This is a genomic window from Flagellimonas aurea (assembly GCF_017313785.1).
GTDB classification, from domain to species: domain Bacteria; phylum Bacteroidota; class Bacteroidia; order Flavobacteriales; family Flavobacteriaceae; genus Flagellimonas; species Flagellimonas aurea.
The window spans coordinates 723,572-740,740 of the sequence record NZ_JAFLNL010000001.1; the positions used below are offsets into that span (position 1 = coordinate 723,572).

General features: G+C 44.0%; 14 protein-coding genes. 5 read left to right on the top strand and 9 right to left on the bottom strand.

Going from position 1 to position 17,169, the window contains the following annotated elements; translation table 11 throughout:
• Positions 1–12: 12 nt before the first annotated feature.
• Both J0656_RS03220 and J0656_RS03225 read right to left on the bottom strand, forming a co-directional pair.
• A complete protein-coding gene (locus J0656_RS03220) occupies positions 13–477 on the bottom strand; it encodes a hemerythrin domain-containing protein (protein ID WP_207031468.1) in 465 nt (154 codons plus the stop codon).
• 118 nt (positions 478–595) lie between these two features.
• Positions 596–2,866 carry a TonB-dependent receptor gene (locus J0656_RS03225; RefSeq protein WP_207031470.1) on the bottom strand — a complete coding sequence of 757 codons (2,271 nt, stop codon included), beginning with the start codon at positions 2,864–2,866 and terminating at the stop codon, positions 596–598.
• Positions 2,867–2,945: 79 nt separating this feature from the next.
• On the opposite strand from J0656_RS03225, the gene J0656_RS03230 reads away from it, so the two are divergent.
• Positions 2,946–3,602 carry a metal-dependent transcriptional regulator gene (locus tag J0656_RS03230; protein ID WP_207031472.1) on the top strand — a complete coding sequence of 219 codons (657 nt, stop codon included), beginning with the start codon at positions 2,946–2,948 and terminating at the stop codon, positions 3,600–3,602.
• A complete protein-coding gene (locus J0656_RS03235) occupies positions 3,602–4,423 on the top strand; it encodes a ZIP family metal transporter (protein ID WP_207031474.1) in 822 nt (273 codons plus the stop codon). The genes J0656_RS03230 and J0656_RS03235 overlap by 1 nt, the downstream gene beginning before the upstream one ends.
• A 1-nt stretch (position 4,424) precedes the next feature.
• On the opposite strand, the gene J0656_RS03240 is transcribed toward J0656_RS03235, so the two are convergent.
• The 6 genes from J0656_RS03240 to J0656_RS03265 all read right to left on the bottom strand — a co-directional run bounded on the left by J0656_RS03240 (position 4,425) and on the right by J0656_RS03265 (position 15,021).
• Entirely contained in the window at positions 4,425–5,549 is a 1,125-nt protein-coding gene (locus J0656_RS03240; protein WP_207031476.1) for an efflux RND transporter periplasmic adaptor subunit, read from the bottom strand.
• A gap of 2 nt (positions 5,550–5,551) precedes the next feature.
• A complete protein-coding gene (locus tag J0656_RS03245; protein ID WP_207031478.1) occupies positions 5,552–9,895 on the bottom strand; it encodes a CusA/CzcA family heavy metal efflux RND transporter in 4,344 nt (1,447 codons plus the stop codon).
• A gap of 77 nt (positions 9,896–9,972) precedes the next feature.
• On the bottom strand, positions 9,973–10,374 hold the full coding sequence (locus tag J0656_RS03250) for a hypothetical protein (RefSeq protein WP_207031480.1): 402 nt from the start codon (positions 10,372–10,374) through the stop codon (positions 9,973–9,975).
• A 155-nt stretch (positions 10,375–10,529) separates the two neighbouring features.
• Entirely contained in the window at positions 10,530–13,646 is a 3,117-nt protein-coding gene (locus J0656_RS03255) for a VPS10 domain-containing protein (RefSeq protein WP_207031482.1), read from the bottom strand.
• Positions 13,647–13,781: 135 nt separating this feature from the next.
• Positions 13,782–14,258, bottom strand: a complete 477-nt coding sequence (locus J0656_RS03260) for a hypothetical protein (RefSeq protein WP_207031483.1) — start codon at positions 14,256–14,258, stop codon at positions 13,782–13,784.
• Between the two features lie 4 nt (positions 14,259–14,262).
• Positions 14,263–15,021: an SDR family NAD(P)-dependent oxidoreductase gene (locus J0656_RS03265; RefSeq protein WP_207031484.1), complete on the bottom strand. Its 759-nt coding sequence runs from the start codon at positions 15,019–15,021 to the stop codon at positions 14,263–14,265.
• Positions 15,022–15,174: 153 nt separating this feature from the next.
• Between J0656_RS03265 and J0656_RS03270 the strand changes: the two genes are divergently transcribed.
• From J0656_RS03270 to J0656_RS03280, 3 genes are read left to right on the top strand one after another with little or no spacing between them, the layout of a single operon-like run.
• Positions 15,175–15,621 carry a hypothetical protein gene (locus tag J0656_RS03270; protein WP_207031485.1) on the top strand — a complete coding sequence of 149 codons (447 nt, stop codon included), beginning with the start codon at positions 15,175–15,177 and terminating at the stop codon, positions 15,619–15,621.
• 2 nt (positions 15,622–15,623) lie between these two features.
• Entirely contained in the window at positions 15,624–16,028 is a 405-nt protein-coding gene (locus J0656_RS03275) for a DUF2141 domain-containing protein (RefSeq protein WP_207031486.1), read from the top strand.
• Positions 16,029–16,032: 4 nt separating this feature from the next.
• A complete protein-coding gene (locus tag J0656_RS03280) occupies positions 16,033–16,425 on the top strand; it encodes a DUF423 domain-containing protein (protein WP_207031487.1) in 393 nt (130 codons plus the stop codon).
• On the opposite strand, the gene J0656_RS03285 is transcribed toward J0656_RS03280, so the two are convergent.
• Positions 16,422–17,135, bottom strand: coding sequence for a DUF4097 family beta strand repeat-containing protein (locus J0656_RS03285; RefSeq protein WP_207031488.1), 714 nt, complete (start codon positions 17,133–17,135; stop codon positions 16,422–16,424). The genes J0656_RS03280 and J0656_RS03285 overlap by 4 nt on opposite strands.
• Positions 17,136–17,169: the final 34 nt, after the last annotated feature.

Genomic DNA, 17,169 nt, shown 5'->3' on the forward strand with positions numbered 1-17,169 from the left:
CAAACACTAATTCTACTTGCCGGGAATGGACTCCGGCCAAGTTTTACGGTATTCATCCATTGTGGCCTCATAGCTTTTGGCTAGTGATTCTGCCTCATCTTCGGCATACAGGTCTTTTGCCTTATCAAAAAAATCTTCCTCTTCATCCTCAAGGTGATGCTCCACTTTCTCGATTAATTTTTTTAAGGTTGCCAACCAATGCGGAGAACTCATGTCCGTATCATTGAGTTCATCAATCAACTCATCCATTTCATGATGCTCCGCCATTCCATGCCTGGCATCTTCTTGCATCTCATCGCTATCCACCAAGGGTGAATAAAAGTAACGTTCTTCGGCTACGGCATGTACCTCAAGTTCTCTTTGTAGTTGTTCCCATAGCTCCTTTCGTTCTTCGGTATCGCCAGATGTGTTACGGATTTTATGGCATAATTCCCTTTGGATATCATGGTCTTTTTTAATGGCTTTATAAATCTTCATATACTTTTTGTTTTAAGATAAAGGTAAACCTCACCTTTTTGGAAGATTAGCTCATTCAGACAAATTATTGATAGAATTGGTTTTTTTATATTCAGGATGGTAGAGTATGAGAAACGATTTAGAAAACCGTGTACCGTAGCCCAAAGAAACCCCGAATCCCTTGATTGGGTCCGTACACATAACTTGGGTCAAAAGTTAAGGCATAAGGATTGTTTGGTGTAGCTACGGCATTGCCATTATTGTCAAAAGTTACTTCCTTATCAAAAGGGTCGCTAGCACGGGCGATGATAAATGGATTGCCACGGTTCGGGGTCCAGTCCAATAAGTTTTTAATGCCTCCGTACACTTCAAAATTATTTAACCCCTTGTAGGTAAATTGGATATTCTGGATGCTCCAAGTAGGGGAGTATTCGCTTCGTGGATCCAAATCGCCCAATAGCGGCAAGCGCATCGGGCCATATAAATTTCCCGTATAATCGGCCGTTAGGTGGAGCGACCTAAAAGTGTACGATAGATTCCACGTAGCGGTAATACTTTCGGTAAGGATTTGCTGTTGGGTGACCCCATTTTCGGTGTTGCTTACATCCTGCCAAGTAGCTCCCACCATAATTTTAAAACTGCTCGGAAAAGCAATATCCACGTTGGCACTTATCCCTTGAGAAACGGATTTGCCATCCAGATTATCATAAATGATCTGGTTGGGATTGGTCTCATAATCGGGCAAGATTACGTTCGAGAATCGGGTATAAAAAGCTGAAGCATCCAATCCGATGAAGGTACCGTTATCGCTATATATTTTCTTTAAATAATTGATATTGACATTGACAGACCGTTCTGGTTTCAATTCCTCGGCAATAACCACTTCTCTAGACCCCGTCAGTGCTGCGTGATCTTCCGTAAATAAATTAACTACGCGAAACCCTGTCCCAGCATTTACACGGAAAATATCATTGTCGGAAATCTTCCATTTGTACGCGGCCCTCGGGGTTAGAATATTGCCGTGCCTTTGATCATAATCATACCGCAGGCCTGCCAAAAAAGAATGTTTGGGAGCAAAGGAGTATTCATCCTGTGCAAATACACTGGGAATCCAAATCTTGTCCGCCTCGGTGGTCGCTGGCGTATTGTCATCATAGTAATTATAACGAACCGCGCTCCCAAATAGCAAATCATGGTTCCCAGCAGTCCTGTCCCAGGTCAGTTGGGCAAAACCAATACGCTGGTCGGCCAAGTACTCTGTGTCGCCATATACCGAGTTTTGGTTGTGGTCGTTATAGGAGAAGGAGAGGAGAAACTTTTCCTCAAACGGCAACTGATACTTGCCCAACAGCTCCCAACGTCTTGTATAGATGCTTTCCCCATAAATCTCATCCCCGCCACGATACTCTGGGGTCCATTGCATTTCTCCGCCCCAGCGATCTTCATAAAAAAAGCGCCCAGCCAACGAGAGCAAACGGTTATGCTCTCGTTCAAAATCCCATTTTTGAAATAGCGAAATACGATCTTGCAGGGTAAGATCTGTAAAATTGTCGCCATTGTTGTCCACAGGAACATCGTAATTAAAGTAGTTGATGCCCAAAAGCAGGTTTGTTTTATCACTGACGGATATTTTGCTGCCCACATCCAAATTGTATTCGCCCCAGCCTGTAGCAAAGCCATCAGCAAAGAACTCCGGAGCACTAATGGCTTTTTTTGTGATGATGTTAATCAATCCGCCCACAGCTTCGCTGCCATAAAGTGAAGACGCAGGCCCTTTCACGATTTCAATCTGCGCGATCAGCGAGTTTGGGATGCCAGTGAGTCCGTAGACCGTACCCAAACCACTCACAATGGGCATTCCATCAATAAGAACCAAGGTATAAGGCCCTTCCAATCCGTTGATGTGGATATCGCCCGTGTTGCACACATTGCAATTGATCTGTGGTCGAACCCCGTTCACATTTTGGAGCGCATCAAAAACGCTGGCTGTGGGATTCTTTTTCAAAAAAGCAGGGGAGTAAACCTCTACGGGTACTGGACTTTCCAATCGGCTAACAGGTTTAAGGGTGCCCGTCACCACAGTTTCTTCCAAACTTTGTGCAGAAGCTTCGAGCTGTATGTTGATGGTTTTATGGGCTCCCGCCCCCAAATTGATTTTGGTTTGATAGGGCTGATACCCCAATGATGTCACCAATACCATATAGTCTCCTGCTGGAATGTCGGTCAACTCAAATGCACCATCAATATCCGTAGCGGTACCAATTTCCGTGCCTTTCAATAATACGTTGGCCAAGGGTAAGGGTTCCCCGTTGTCGGTCACCTTTCCGCTCAGGGATGTAGTCTGTGCGAAACAATAACTGCTAGTTAAGGCTATCCATAAAAGGATGCTATGTTTATGAAATGATTTCAATTAGTATAAAATTAAATTTAGACAAATCTAAAAATAGATTTTGTCAAATAAAAATGTATTTTTGAAAAAATATTTTTTGATGACTCGATCAGAGGAGAATTATTTAAAGACAATTTTTCATTTGGGAGGTGGTGACTCCAAGTCCATTACCACCAATGCCATTGCGGAGCAGATGGAGACAAAACCATCTTCGGTAACGGACATGGCCAAGAAATTGTCAGAAAAAGGATTGGTGGACTATGTGCGCTATCAAGGGGTGTCGTTGACAGCTGTGGGAGTGAAAACGGCCTTGTCCATTATCAGAAAACACCGTCTATGGGAAGTTTTTTTGGTAAAGAAGCTAGATTTTACCTGGGATGAGGTGCACGAAGTAGCGGAACAGTTGGAACACATCAAAAGTGAAAAATTGGTTGATAAAATCGATGAGCTTCTGGATTTTCCCAAGTATGATCCGCATGGGGACCCCATTCCCACCAAAGATGGAAAGTTCCAAGAGCGGGATGAAAAATTACTCAGTGAAATGCCCATCAATTCTCAAGGAGTTTGCGTGGGGGTGAAAGACTCCTCCGTACCTTTTTTAAAGTTTTTGGACAAGAACAGAATCGCTTTGGGAAATACCATCAAAGTATTGGACAAGGAAGATTTTGACAATTCTCTTCGTATTCAAATGGATGGAAAGGAAATGCGGATATCACATCAAATTGCAGCTAACCTCTATGTAAAAAAGAACGACTGATGGAACAAGTAATTCAATATTTTCAAGAAATAGACCCCGTATTGGCGGCATTGTACGCAACTCTTTTTACTTGGGGATTGACTGCGGCGGGAGCAGCTCTAGTCTTCTTTTTTAAAGGCATGAACCGTGCATTGCTGGATGGAATGCTCGGATTTACGGGAGGGGTTATGGTAGCCGCAAGTTTTTGGAGTTTGTTGGCTCCTGGAATAGAAATGAGCCCGGGCGATGGTTTTGTAAAGGTAATTCCAGCTGCGGTTGGTTTTTTGCTTGGAGCAGGTTTTATTTTTGGATTGGACAAGATTTTGCCCCACTTACATATCAACTTTAAAATGAGTGAAGCCGAAGGGGTAAAAACCCCTTGGCACCGAACCACTTTGCTCACTTTGGCGATTACCTTGCACAATATTCCCGAAGGATTGGCAGTAGGAGTCTTGTTCGGCGGTGTCGCAGCTGGTTTTGAGGGAGCCTCTATCGGTGGTGCTGTGGCATTGGCCTTGGGTATCGGGCTACAGAATTTCCCCGAAGGGTTTGCAGTGGCCATGCCCTTAAGAAGACAGGGGCTTAGCCGAACAAAAAGCTTTATGTATGGACAGGCGTCCGCACTGGTGGAACCTATCGCTGGAGTATTGGGTGCTTGGGCCGTGTTGACTTTTGAGCCTATTTTACCCTACGCACTTTCTTTTGCTGCGGGTGCGATGATCTTTGTGGTGGTCGAAGAAGTGATTCCAGAAACGCAACAGGACAAATACACCGATATCGCTACAATGGGCTTTATCGGTGGATTTATTATTATGATGACCTTGGACGTGGGACTGGGATAGATTACCCCCCAATCATATCAAAGACACCCTTGGTCAAAAACTGGTCTGTTTCGTTCAGTTCGTTAGATATGATCTCGGTATACCCGTCAAAGGTGCCTCCTTGTTTTACAGCTAGCCTGTCAAAGGTGTAGCTTCCGTCTTTTTTTGCTATCAATTTAAGCACGTAGTGGTTGCCTTCTGATTCGATTATGGCCTCTTCGGGTAAGGACCAAGTTTTGATGGTATCCGTAATGATCATGGCATCCACGAACATTCCTGGCAGAAAATTACCGTCTTCTTGCTCCAAGTGTCCGTGGACTTTTATGGTTCGTTTGGCGTTGTCAATGGAAGTGCCCACCAAATGCACCTCTGCATTAAAGGCCTCTTCGGATGCCTCTGGAATCCTAAACTGAATCTTTTGTCCCTTCTTCACTTTTAGAATGTCCTTTTCAAAGACCGTGAGTTCCAAGTGCACATGTTCGTTGTCGACGATTTCCAATATTTCGGTGGCAGGTGAGACATAGCTTCCCTTGGCCACGTTCATTTTTGTGACGCTGCCCGAAATCGGTGCGTAAATTGAAGCTTGGGATGTGATAATTCCTTTTTCCACATTGCTGGGCGAGATGTTGAGCATTCGCAGCTGCTCCCCTAAACCTTGATAGCGGGCTTGGGCCGTTTGGTAATTGCTCTTGGCCTGAAGAAGATTCTTTTGGGAAGCGATCTGTTCATCAAAAAGGGTCTGGTTCCTTTCAAACTCCGCTTTCAAAAAGTCCAGTTGGTTGAATACCTCGAGATATTCCTGTTGCATTTGCACAAATTCCTGGTTTTCCAAGACCACCAAAAGCTGTCCTTTTTTTACTTTGTCCCCGATCAGAAGCGATGTCTTTTTCACAAAACCGCCCATAAAGGCCGAGACACTGGCTCGGTTTTCTGGCGGAACATCTATCATACCAGAGGTTTCCACCATTTTAGGGAAGGTTCTTTTCTCCATCGTACCCATTGTTAGGTCGTTGGTATCGAATTGATCTTGCGAGACCACGATCCCTGTTTCTTCCCCTTGTTCTTCGGAAGCCGATGCTTCACTGTTCTTATTGCCGCAGCCCATCAATAGAAGGAAAACAGCGGCGAATTGAAGTATATGTTTCATGTTTATAATGTTATTGTCAAGTAATTAATGGCGATTACGGTTTGATTGTATTGGTTGAGCACATCCAGATAATTGAGTTGGATGTCATAGGCATTTTCCAAACTTTGGATGTACTGGAAAAAGTCGATTTCCCCATTTTGAAAATTCCCCGAGGCCGCTTTCAAAATTTGATCGGAAAGTTGACCGCCTTCGTCCTCGTAATAGGAAAGTTCCTTGGCCTGTTGCTCCAGTTGTCCCAACAGCGTTTTATAGCGCTGGTTCATGGCCACGGAAATCTCGGTGTTCTCCATCTCTGTGATCTTGGTCTGGATTTTGGACGATTTTACTTTACTGCTATGTCCAAAGAAGAAAATCGGGATGCGTACCCCCAATTGAATGCCGTAAAGTGAAGTCCCTAGCCCACTGTTTGTCCCTTGGAAATATTCAAGGTTCAGGTCGGGCAACAATTTGTTTTCCTCTAAACTTTTTTGGGCATTGCTCAACTCTTGGCGATGGTCCAAAAAGGAGGTTTCCTCCTCCAACATTCCTTGGGAATTCAGTACCGTCAACTTTTCTGGTTTTTCATTCACGATTTGCAAGCTGTCCTCACTTTGCACCAAACTAACGATCTGACCATAAGTGGTCAACATCTGTTGCTTTATCTTGGAGTAGGTGTTGGCAATCTGCCGTTGCTTGGCCGTGGCCGTTACCTTTTCCAGATAGTTGGTCTCGCCAAGCTCAAAACGCCTGTTGGCCGCATGGGCAAAATTGCTGTAAATACTGTCCAGCGTACTGTAGAGCTTTGCTTTTTGACTCAATGTCTGGTATTGATAGTATGCATTGCTCAGCGATTGGTACAGTTGCTTCTTTTGAATCTCAAACGATGATTTTTGTAGCTCATAATTCGATTTTTGAAGCCTGTTCTTGGCCCCGTACACTGTCGGGAACTCAAATTGTTGCTGTGCACCAAAAACCTTTAATGGTTCCCCATTTAGCGCCAAGTTGTTTTCATCATACTGGTAGTAGATATCTGTTTTGTCAAATTCAAAAGCGGTTCCCTTTAGGGTTTCCGCCTGATCTACCAATAAAGATCCTGCTTGGATTCCCTTATTGTTTTCCAAGGAAAGGGCCATCAAATCTTCCAGATCCAATTTGGTTTGAGAGAATCCCGAAGCAGTCACTAAAAGCAACAGCACAGTCAGTGCATTTTTGTTCATTTTGCGTTCTCTTCTTTTTCTCATTCCACGGAATTTAATGTTATGGGTATATGCATATAAAACGGGCAAAACCACCAAGGTGAGCATGGTGGCCGTTACCAATCCGCCAATAACTACCGTGGCAAGGGGGCGTTGCACCTCGGCGCCTGCATTGGTGGATACGGCCATGGGCAAGAAACCTAAAGCAGCTGCGGAAGCCGTCAACAATACGGCACGGAGTCTATCTTTGGTTCCTTGTTTGATTAGATCCTCCATGGAATCAAAATCTTTTCCCTTGAGTTCCTTGAAATGCTCTATCAATACGATTCCGTTCAAAACGGCGATACCGAACAGGGCAATGAACCCGACACCCGCCGATATGCTAAAAGGCATATCTCTCAGCCAAAGCAAGAGGACACCTCCCACTGCGGAAAGTGGAATTGCGGAAAAAATGAGCAAAGCTTCCTTTACTGAGCCGAAGGCAAAATAAAGCATGATGAAGATGAGCAGCAATGCAATGGGCACGGCAATCATCAATCGGGCTTTGGCATTTTGTAGGTTTTCAAACTGCCCACCGTAGGTAATCGTGTAGCCTGGCGGCAACGAGATGTTCTCGTTGACCAATAGTTGCACATCGTCAACAACGGATTGAAGGTCACGATTTCTTACGTTGATACCCACAACAATCCGTCGTTTGGTATCATCCCGAGAAATTTTTGCAGCTCCTTTTTGATAGGTGATCTCGGCAAGTTCGCTCATCGGGATTTTTCCGCCATTGGGAATATCCACATAAAGGTTTCTGAGGTTGGAAATATCCTGACGGTTCTCGGCATCCAACCGAACGGCAAGGTCAAATTGACGCTCGCCCTCAAATATGCTTCCAACGACCTTACCTGCAAAGCCCATCGAGATCATTTCATTGAGGTCGGCAATGTTGAGCCCGTGACGTGCAATTTTGGCACGGTCGAAGGATACGTTCATCTGTGGAAGCCCTTCTACTTTTTCAACGATGATGTCCGAGGCCCCTTCCACATCTTGGATAAGGTCTTTGATCTCGTTGGCCTTTTTATTCAATGTTTCCAAATTCTCCCCAAAAATTTTGATGGCAATATCGGCCCGTACTCCCGTGATCAATTCATTGAAGCGCATTTCAATGGGCTGGGTAAATTCTACCTCCATTCCTGGAATCACGGCTAGAGCTTCCTTGAACTTGTCGGCCAGTTCATCCTTGGTTTCCGCAGAGACCCATTCATCTTTAGGTTTTAGGGAAATGATCACATCGCTCTCCTCCATGGACATGGGGTCGGTGGGCACTTCTGCGGCACCGATACGGCTTACCACTTGTTTCACCTCAGGAAATTGATCTAGGAGGATTTTTTCGATTTTGGTGGTCGTCTCCACGGTCTTTGCCAAGGATGTCCCCGTTTTTAATACAGGTTGAATCACAAAATCACCCTCGTCCAGAGTCGGCACAAATTCCCCACCCATGGAAGAGAACAGCAAAATGGCTCCGACCAATAAAGCCGCAGCGATGGTGAGTACCAATTTTTTGCTTTTCATGGCCCATTCGATAACAGGTTCGTATTGCTTGTTGATCCAGTTGACCAAACGAACGGATATGTTCTTTGAAGATTCTTTGGATGGTTTCAAAAATAGGGCAGATGCAACGGGCACATAGGTAAAGCACAACAAAACGGCGCCCAAAAGAGCAAAACTGAAGGTAAGTGCCATGGGCTTGAACATTTTACCTTCCACACCGCTGAGTGATAGGATAGGGATGAAAACAATCAAAATAATGAGCTGTCCGAATACGGCGGAGTTCATCATTTTGGTAGCTCCCTCCACAGTTATTTTATCCTTTATGGATTGTGTGGCTTCCTTACCCAGATTGACAAGTTCGGTTTGCCGTCGTGTAATCTGAAACGCAATGTACTCGACAATGATGACCGCTCCGTCTATAATGATACCAAAGTCGATGGCTCCAAGGCTCAACAAATTGGCATCGACCCCAAAAATGTTCATCAAGGTGAGGGCAAACAGCAGGCAAAGTGGAATAACTGAAGCTACAACAAGTCCTGAACGCCAATTGCCCAGGAGCAACACCACTACAAAAATCACGATCAAGCAGCCCAACACCAAGTTTTCGGTAACGGTGAAGGTCGTTCTTCCGATAAGTTCGCTACGGTCCAAAAATGGGTTGATATAAACCCCTTCGGGGAGTGATTCCGAGATGGCTGCCACTCGTTCTTTTACCGCTTCGATAACGCGTTTGGAATCGGCATCCTTGAGCATCATAATCTGGCCGAGCACTTTTTCGCCCTCTCCATTCCCAGTGATGGCTCCAAAACGGGGAGCGCTACCAAAACCAACTTGGGCCACATCCTTGATATAAATGGGGATGCTGTTCCTTGTGGTCACCACAATATCCTCGATGTCCTTAAGGCTGCTCACTAAACCTTCCCCGCGAATAAAATAGGCTTGGTTCACTTTTTCGATATAACCTCCACCAGTGACACTGTTGTTTTTTTCCAATGCAGTGAAAATTTCCCTTGCAGTTATATTGAAAGCGTTGAGCTTTTGGGTCTGGATGGCCACCTCGTACTGCTTTAGATGTCCTCCCCAAGTATTTACCTCGACCACACCTGGAATACCCGAAAGCTGACGTTTTACGATCCAATCTTGGATGGTGCGCAGCTCGGTGGAAGAGTACTGGTCTTTATACTTGGGTTCAACATCCAATATGTATTGATAAATCTCTCCCAATCCTGTGGTGATAGGGCCCATTTCGGGGGTTCCGAAACCTTCGGGGATTCGGCTGGATGCTGATTTTATTTTTTCGGCAATGAGCTGTCTTGGCAGATAGGTACCCATGTCGTCCTCAAAGACAATGGTAACTACCGATAGGCCGAATTTGGAAACCGACCTTATTTCCTTTACACCGGGAAGGTTCGCCATTTCCAACTCAACGGGATAGGTGACGAACTTTTCCATATCCTGTGTGGAAAGTCGATTTGATGTGGTTAAAACCTGTACTTGGTTATTGGTGACATCGGGTACAGCTCCGATAGGTATTTGTGATAGCGAATAGAGGCCGACAAAGGCGATAAACGCGGTGAACAAAAGAACAATAAACTTGTTCTTTATGCTAAAGTTTATAATTTTTGAAAACATGATTCATAGAGAATGATAGCATTATTAAATAGAATAAAGCTTGAGAAAAGTGTCCAGCTAGGCTGAAATACTATGAATTATGCTTGTTTTGGCGGTTGAAAAGGACCATCTCCCCATACCAGGGAATAAGAAAATTGATAATGGAAATTTCCTTTGGCGACCAAAGGGATTTCAGAATAGGAATTGATCAGGCTTTCTGATTCCAGAACAAATACCAAGTGCTGTGCACAAGGCGCCTGCTGGTGTTGAAAAGGAAGTTTTTCATGCTCTTTTTGTTCCTCTTGGTGCTTTTCGCTGTGAGAAGCTTTTAGTTCACCGTAGTGTTTGGAAACAAAAAGCATAAAATCGTCACCATATTCCTCATTGTGGAATTGGTAGTGCTCGACCAATTGTCCCATTTCGACCAAATCCTTTAAATGGATATTGGCTCCTTGAAGCAAAATGAGCAGGGATATCCCTATGATAACTATTTTATTCATCCTGAAGTATCAAAATTACGAATTAAACAGGCTTTACGACAATAGGCATCATAATTTGTAATGAATTTAAATTCTCCTTAAAAATTTTTCGTGATAAATAAAAACATGCCCTTTTTGAGGACATGTTTTTATCGAACTTGATTGTTGAAATCCTTTTATTTGGAACTTATAGGTTCCATTCCTTCTTTTTGAAGGACCGAATTTATTTTGGGCAGTTTGTTTTTCAATGCGCTGTTCAGTTTGGCCATGTGAGTCTCCAATTCGGCAACAAGTTCATCATATACCACATAAGCGGCATCCGTTGGTCTGGCGTCCCCGTTTTCAATACTTCTTTGCAGGGCATTGAACCTATTGTTCAATTTGATGGGGAAGTTCAAAGGATCTTGTCCTGATTGGTTTTTGGTCTGATAAAGATCATTCTCGATTTCGGTCAGCGTTTCCATAAGATCTTCTGATGCTTTTTGGAAAGATCTGCTGCTAATATCAGTTCCCAAGCTATCTATTTGCTTACGTATTTCCCGTATTTGAATAACTGCTTCGTTGGCGATGGTCGCTTTCTTGGTGATTTTGGAAGCCAATTCAAATTGCTTTTGAAGGTCTTCCGTTGTAATCCCTTTCAAGTTGGGGTCCATTTCAATTTTAAACGGATAGCTTTTGATGACCTCTTCACCGACTTTCATTTGTACGGTGTAGTTTCCTAAAGGAGCTTTAGGTCCTGTTGTAGCCGAAGCCCCCCAAATAATGATGCCATCAAAAGTAGTGGGCCCTGGATATCTCAAGTTCCAAGTAAAAGTGTTGATGCCTTTTGCCGTAGTGGGCTTGGTACTGCTAAAACGGCTCCACCAGGAAGATTCGCCAGAATCTTCATATTTTGGTTTGTTGCCGCCAAACGATTCGATGAGGTTATTATTCGCATCGAAAATAGAAAAGGTTACTGTATCCACCTCTTTTTCCAAATAGTACTGGAAATTGGCGTTGTAAATACCTCTAATGGCATCGGAGGGTTTGAACAAGACATTTTTTTCACTTTTTAAATCTTCTGAATACTCCCTAAAAGGCTGAATGTCGTCCAAGATCCAAAATCCTCTGCCATGGGAGCCCAAAACCACATCGTTGTCCTTGATCACCAAATCCCTGATCGGGGTATCGGGCAAGTTCAATTGTAGTGATTGCCATTCGGCACCATCGTTTATGGAGAAATATACTCCGTGTTCGGTCGCCAAAAACAGTAGTCCTTCTCTTTTATGGTCTTCACGGATTGCCCTGGCAAAGTGACCATCTTTAATTCCTGTAATAATCTTCGTCCAGGTTTTGCCATAATCATGTGTTTTAAAAACGTAGGGAGCCCTGTCATCCACTTGGTATCTGTTGGCGGCCACGTACAAAGTTCCAGGATTATGGATGGATTCCTCGATAATGCTGACCCTTGAATATTGCGGTAAGTCTTCGGGTGTAATATCTTCCCAGTTTTCACCACCATCCCTCGTAATGTGAATCTTTCCATCATCGGATCCTGCCCAAATGGTATTGATATCGTGATTGGAAGGAGCCAAAGCAAACACCGTAGCATAAATCTCAGGTCCGTTCATGTCCATTGTCAAAATACCCCCCGTTTTGCCCAAGGTTTCTGGGTCGGCATAGGTAAGGTCTGGACTTATTTTTTCCCATGTCTGGCCGTCGTTTGTTGTTTTCCAAACATGTTGGGAGCAGGTGTACATTACATTGGGGTCCTTGGGAGCGAACATAATGGGGAACGTCCATTGCCATCTTTCTGGAAGAGCGCTGGCAGGTTCTCCAGAGAAGAACCTTGGATATACCTGAATGTCCCGCGTTTGGCCATTGCTTCGGTCATACCTTGTCAAAAGTGCTCCTTGGCTTCCTGCATAAAAAATATCGGGATTGGTCGGACTTTGTGTGATCCAACCACTTTCCCCGCCACCGACTGCGTAGTACCATTCGGAACTTGGCCCCCTAGCTTGCATAAAGTCCCACCCTTCACTGGGCATGGCCAAGGTGGAGTTGTCCTGCTGGGCACCTGCAACGTGATACGGAACATCGCTAGTGGCCATTACATGATAAAACTGTGAGGTTGGATAGTCCTGTTCGGTCCAGGTTTTTCCTCCGTTGATGCTTACCACGCCACCTCCGTCATTGGAACTGATCATCCTATCGGGATTGTTTGGGTCGATCCACAGATCATGGTTGTCGCTATGTGGGGTGTTAATTTTTTCGTCAAATGTTTTTCCTCCATCGCTAGATTTAAAGAAACCGACATTCAAACCATATACTACGTCTTTGTCTTTGGGGTCAGCATAAATTCTGGAATAGTAAAAGGCACGTTGTCTCAGTTTACGTTCGTTGTTGGTGAGTTCCCACGTCTTGCCAGCGTCATCGGAACGGAAAACCCCACCTTCATTGGCCTCTACAATGGCCCAAACCCTGTCAGAATCTGCAGGGGAAACGGTTACCCCAATTTTACCGATCGGGCCTTCGGGCATCCCTGGATTTTCGGTGAGGTCTGTCCAAGTTTCTCCACCATCTGTAGACTTCCAAAGTTTACTATCTGGACCACCGCCCCACATTTTCCATGCTTTACGGTACACTTGCCATGTGCTGGCATACAATACATCGGGATTATTTCGGTCTATGATCAAATCGGCAGCACCAGCTTTATCGCTGACATAGAGTACTTTTTTCCAAGTTTCGCCTCCATCTACGGATTTAAAAACACCGCGTTCCTCGTTTTCGCCGTAGGGGTGTCCCAACGCGGCCACGTAGACAATATCTTCGTTCGTCGGGTCCACTCGAACCCTGGAAATGGCTTGGGTTTCTTCCAAGCCTAGATGTTTCCAAGTTTTTCCGCCATCTGTTGTTTTGTAAACACCGTCACCCTGGGTGATGCTTCCGCGCAGCTGGGTTTCTCCCATTCCGATATAAACCACATCTGGGTTGGTTTCGGCCACCGCTACGGCGCCTACGGATGAACTGGTAATTTGGCCATCGGTTACACATTTCCATGTGTTTCCTCCATCGATGGTCTTCCACAGACCGCCTCCAGTGGCTCCAAAATAATATTCATTGGGTCGGGAAGGGCTTCCTGAAGCCCCTAAGCTTCTACCGCCACGGTTCGGGCCAATGTTCCGCCATTCAAAACCGCTGTAAAAGCTGGTGTCAATGGTAATAGGGGGTTCATTTTGTGCGTAAATAAATAAGGTTGAAAAAAACATGAAAAGTAATGTCCATGTCTTCAGGGAGGTTGTTGGCATTCTCATGATGTCAAGGTTGGTTATGAGTAGTTAGAATAAAGTCACAATTTACTCAATATGGATGAGAAAATTTAACCAAATCATCCAAACTCTTGAATATTTTGAGTTTTTTTAGGGAATTTGATGTGTTTTTTTGTGCAATCAAAAATGGAGCTCCTCAAGAATTACCCCATAATCGTATTGCAAGTCTTCATGCAGTAATGGGATTTTCTTTTTGATGTACTCCAATTGACGGTTATACAAATTCATCAATGTGGTATTTCTGTTGATGGAAGGACGGAATGATTTCAACTTTTCACAGAAATACAGCAACAGTTCCACTTCGGTAGCCTTATTCCCCGAATACCGAATATATTTTTTGATGGTCCGAAGTATTTTCCGAACACTTTTTTTGATGTAGAAATAACTGTTCACGTTGATGTCGGAGAACATGGAATCGACCTCCTCTTTTACGGTTTCTATGTATCCTTCCTCGCTATCTGATTCGAACAGCAAATAGGTGAGGAGTTCCTTGTTTTCTTTTTTGAAACGTGCCAAACGAAGGCAAAGCTCAAGGACTTCGTCCTGCGACTTGAATTTGAGTTCTTTTTTGAGTTGTGCTACGGTGGCGGCCTTCATATAATCAACTTCTTAGGTATGATGCCCCGTTAACATCGATGATGGTTCCAGAGGAGTAAGCGGCCTCGGAGGATGCCAGGAACAATATCGCATGGGCCACCTCTTCGGGCTGTGCCATACGTTTAAAAGGGGATTCGCGCAACAGGTTTTCCCGCTCGGCAGGGGTAAGGGTCTCTTTGGCCATTTCGGTTTCGGTGAATCCAGGGGCGACCACTCCGACATAAATGTGGTGAGGCGCCAATTTTTTGGCCAGGGACTGACTCATGGAATTCAATGCAGCTTTGCTTGCCCCATAAGCTGGTTTGGTGGGTTCGCCACGAAATGCACCCCTAGAGGATACGCTTACGATATGTCCGCCACCGGTTTTCATCATGGCCTTGGCTCCCCAATAGCATAAATTGGCCACGGCAAATAAGTTGGTTTCAAAGGTTTTTTCCCAGGCGTTCGTCCAATGGTCAAAATCAACTTCGTCTATTTCATGAAAAATGGAAATGCCTGCATTGTTCACTAAAACGTCCAGTTGGCCATAGGCTTTTACAAAATCAGTAATAAGAGCTTCCGTTTCAGATTTTTGGGAAATGTCTCTTTTAAAAAGTTGATGCCCTTCCCCAGGTAATTCTGATAAAGTTTGATGGGCCACTTCATCATTACTGCGATAATTGATGCCCACTTTGGCTCCTTTTTTGGTGAATGCCATGGCGGTTGCCTTCCCGATACCTCGCGAGGCACCTGTGACCAATACGTTTTTGTTGTTGAAATTCATAGGCTTACTTGGGTGATGAAAACAATTCGAGTTTTGATTTTTTAAAGATAAAAAGATAGGGCACAATATTGGATGGATTTCAATGTTGTTCTATTAATTATGTTTCTTTGTGGTCGACACTCTTTTTGAACACAAGGAATTTCGAGAAATACTATGAAATCAAAAAAAAGACATTGGTTGTGGAATGTTCTCATCATTCTGACCGTGGCGCTATGTGTTTTCGCCTTTGTGGAACACTATAAAAACTGGCACAAAATTGAGGAGGGAAACCTAAAGATCTACTCGGGGATCTACTATCAAAAAATACCTTTAGCGGAACTGGACAGCGTGGTTTGGGTGGAGAAATTGCCCGAAATGGAGCGATCCAACGGTTTTTCTTGGATGGAAAAGGAAAAAGGGGTTTTCAAGGACTCCATTACCAATACCAAAGTCTATGTTTTTGTGGACGACCTCTATCAACAAAAAATAAAAGTGGTGCACCACGATTCCCTTAAATTGTATGTAAATCTTCAGGACAGTCTTAAAACAGAGGAATTATTTGCAATTTTACGGACTGAATTGATGAACAATCAAGAAACCGCCAGAGGAACCAATAAATAGATATGAAAGCTTTTATTTTTTTATTGTTGTTGCCCGTGATAGGCCTTTCTCAGAATACACTTTCCATACAGGTCAACAACGTGGAGTCCGCAAAGGGCAAGGTAAGTGTGGCCGTTTATGATTCCGACGAAGCTTTTTTGTCCTTTGATCATGTATTGAAGACGAACAGTGTAGTGGCCCACCAAGGAAGTGTGATGATGCATATTACCGATCTTCCTGCGGGCGAGTATGCATTGGCCATTTTCCATGATGAGAACAATAATGGAAAACTGGATACCAATTGGTTGGGGATTCCAAAGGAAAAGGTGGCTTTTTCAAAGGCAAAGATGAAAACCTTCGGTCCGCCCAAGTTCAAGGAATGTGCCTTTAAGATGAGCTCCGATCACGAAATTCATATAGATCTTTAAAAATATGGGAACACTATTTATGGCCCAGTTCATGGGAGCGTTGTACGGGCTTTTATCCGTAATTTTTGGTGCATTTGGTGCCCACGCCCTAAAAAAGAGATTGACCCCCGAACTACTGCAAAGTTTTGAGACAGGGGTCAAATATCAGATGTATCACGCTATTGTGCTATTGGTCCTAGGATTTAATTTAAGCTTTGATCAACCACTGGATTCTTGGATAGTCAACTGTTTTATTTTCGGGACCCTATTGTTTTCCTTCAGCATTTACGCCCTTTGTTTGGGCGCGGCAAAAGGCAACAAACCAAAGTTTCTGGGCCCAGTGACCCCGCTTGGTGGATTGCTTTTGACAGCAGGATGGGCTTTGTTGCTCTATTCCTTTGTTTCCAATTTGGTTTAAAGCCTTAGGTACATGTTACCGTTTATGGTATTCAGTTTTAGTCGGTGCGTGGCATTGTCGAAACTACCTTCCACCTTTTGGCCCACATATCGGTCACTTACGGTCAGTTCCATACCCTCATCGGCATAAATGTTGCCATGGATGGTTTCTGCGACCAATCTGGAATTCTTCATTACCAAATCTATTTCTCCGTTGATGGTCTGTAGGTCCATGTCACCATCATATTTGGCAATATCAATGTCCCCGTTGATCAAATCCGCGGTTAAATCCCCTTCAATAATTTCAGATTTGAGGTCACCGTTTATACTGCTGACTTTAAAGGTTGTGCCTTTGGGCACATACAGCACATAATTGAACTCATAGGTGTCATGCGTAAAATAGTAACGCTTCTCCTTATTGGGGTTGTTTTTGTTCCATTCATCGTGGAATGCTTCAAAAACGGGTTTTGCATCTGATTCGATATGCAGTGAACTGCTTCTCTCATCAATATCCAATTTATAGAGGTCAATAAATTTACCGTCCTCTGTTTTTATGTCGGCCTTAAAATAAACGGTGGATTTATCCCAAGTTTTCACCTCGATGTTATTGGCGAATTTTACATCCAGGTCAATGGATTGCCCAGAATAATTGAAGCTTTTTTCAATGACTTTTTGTGCGGCCAAGGATAGTATGGCCAACCCCATAAATACGGTGGTGATGAATTTTTTCATGACTGTTCGATTTTTTGATTTTAATATGTAATTG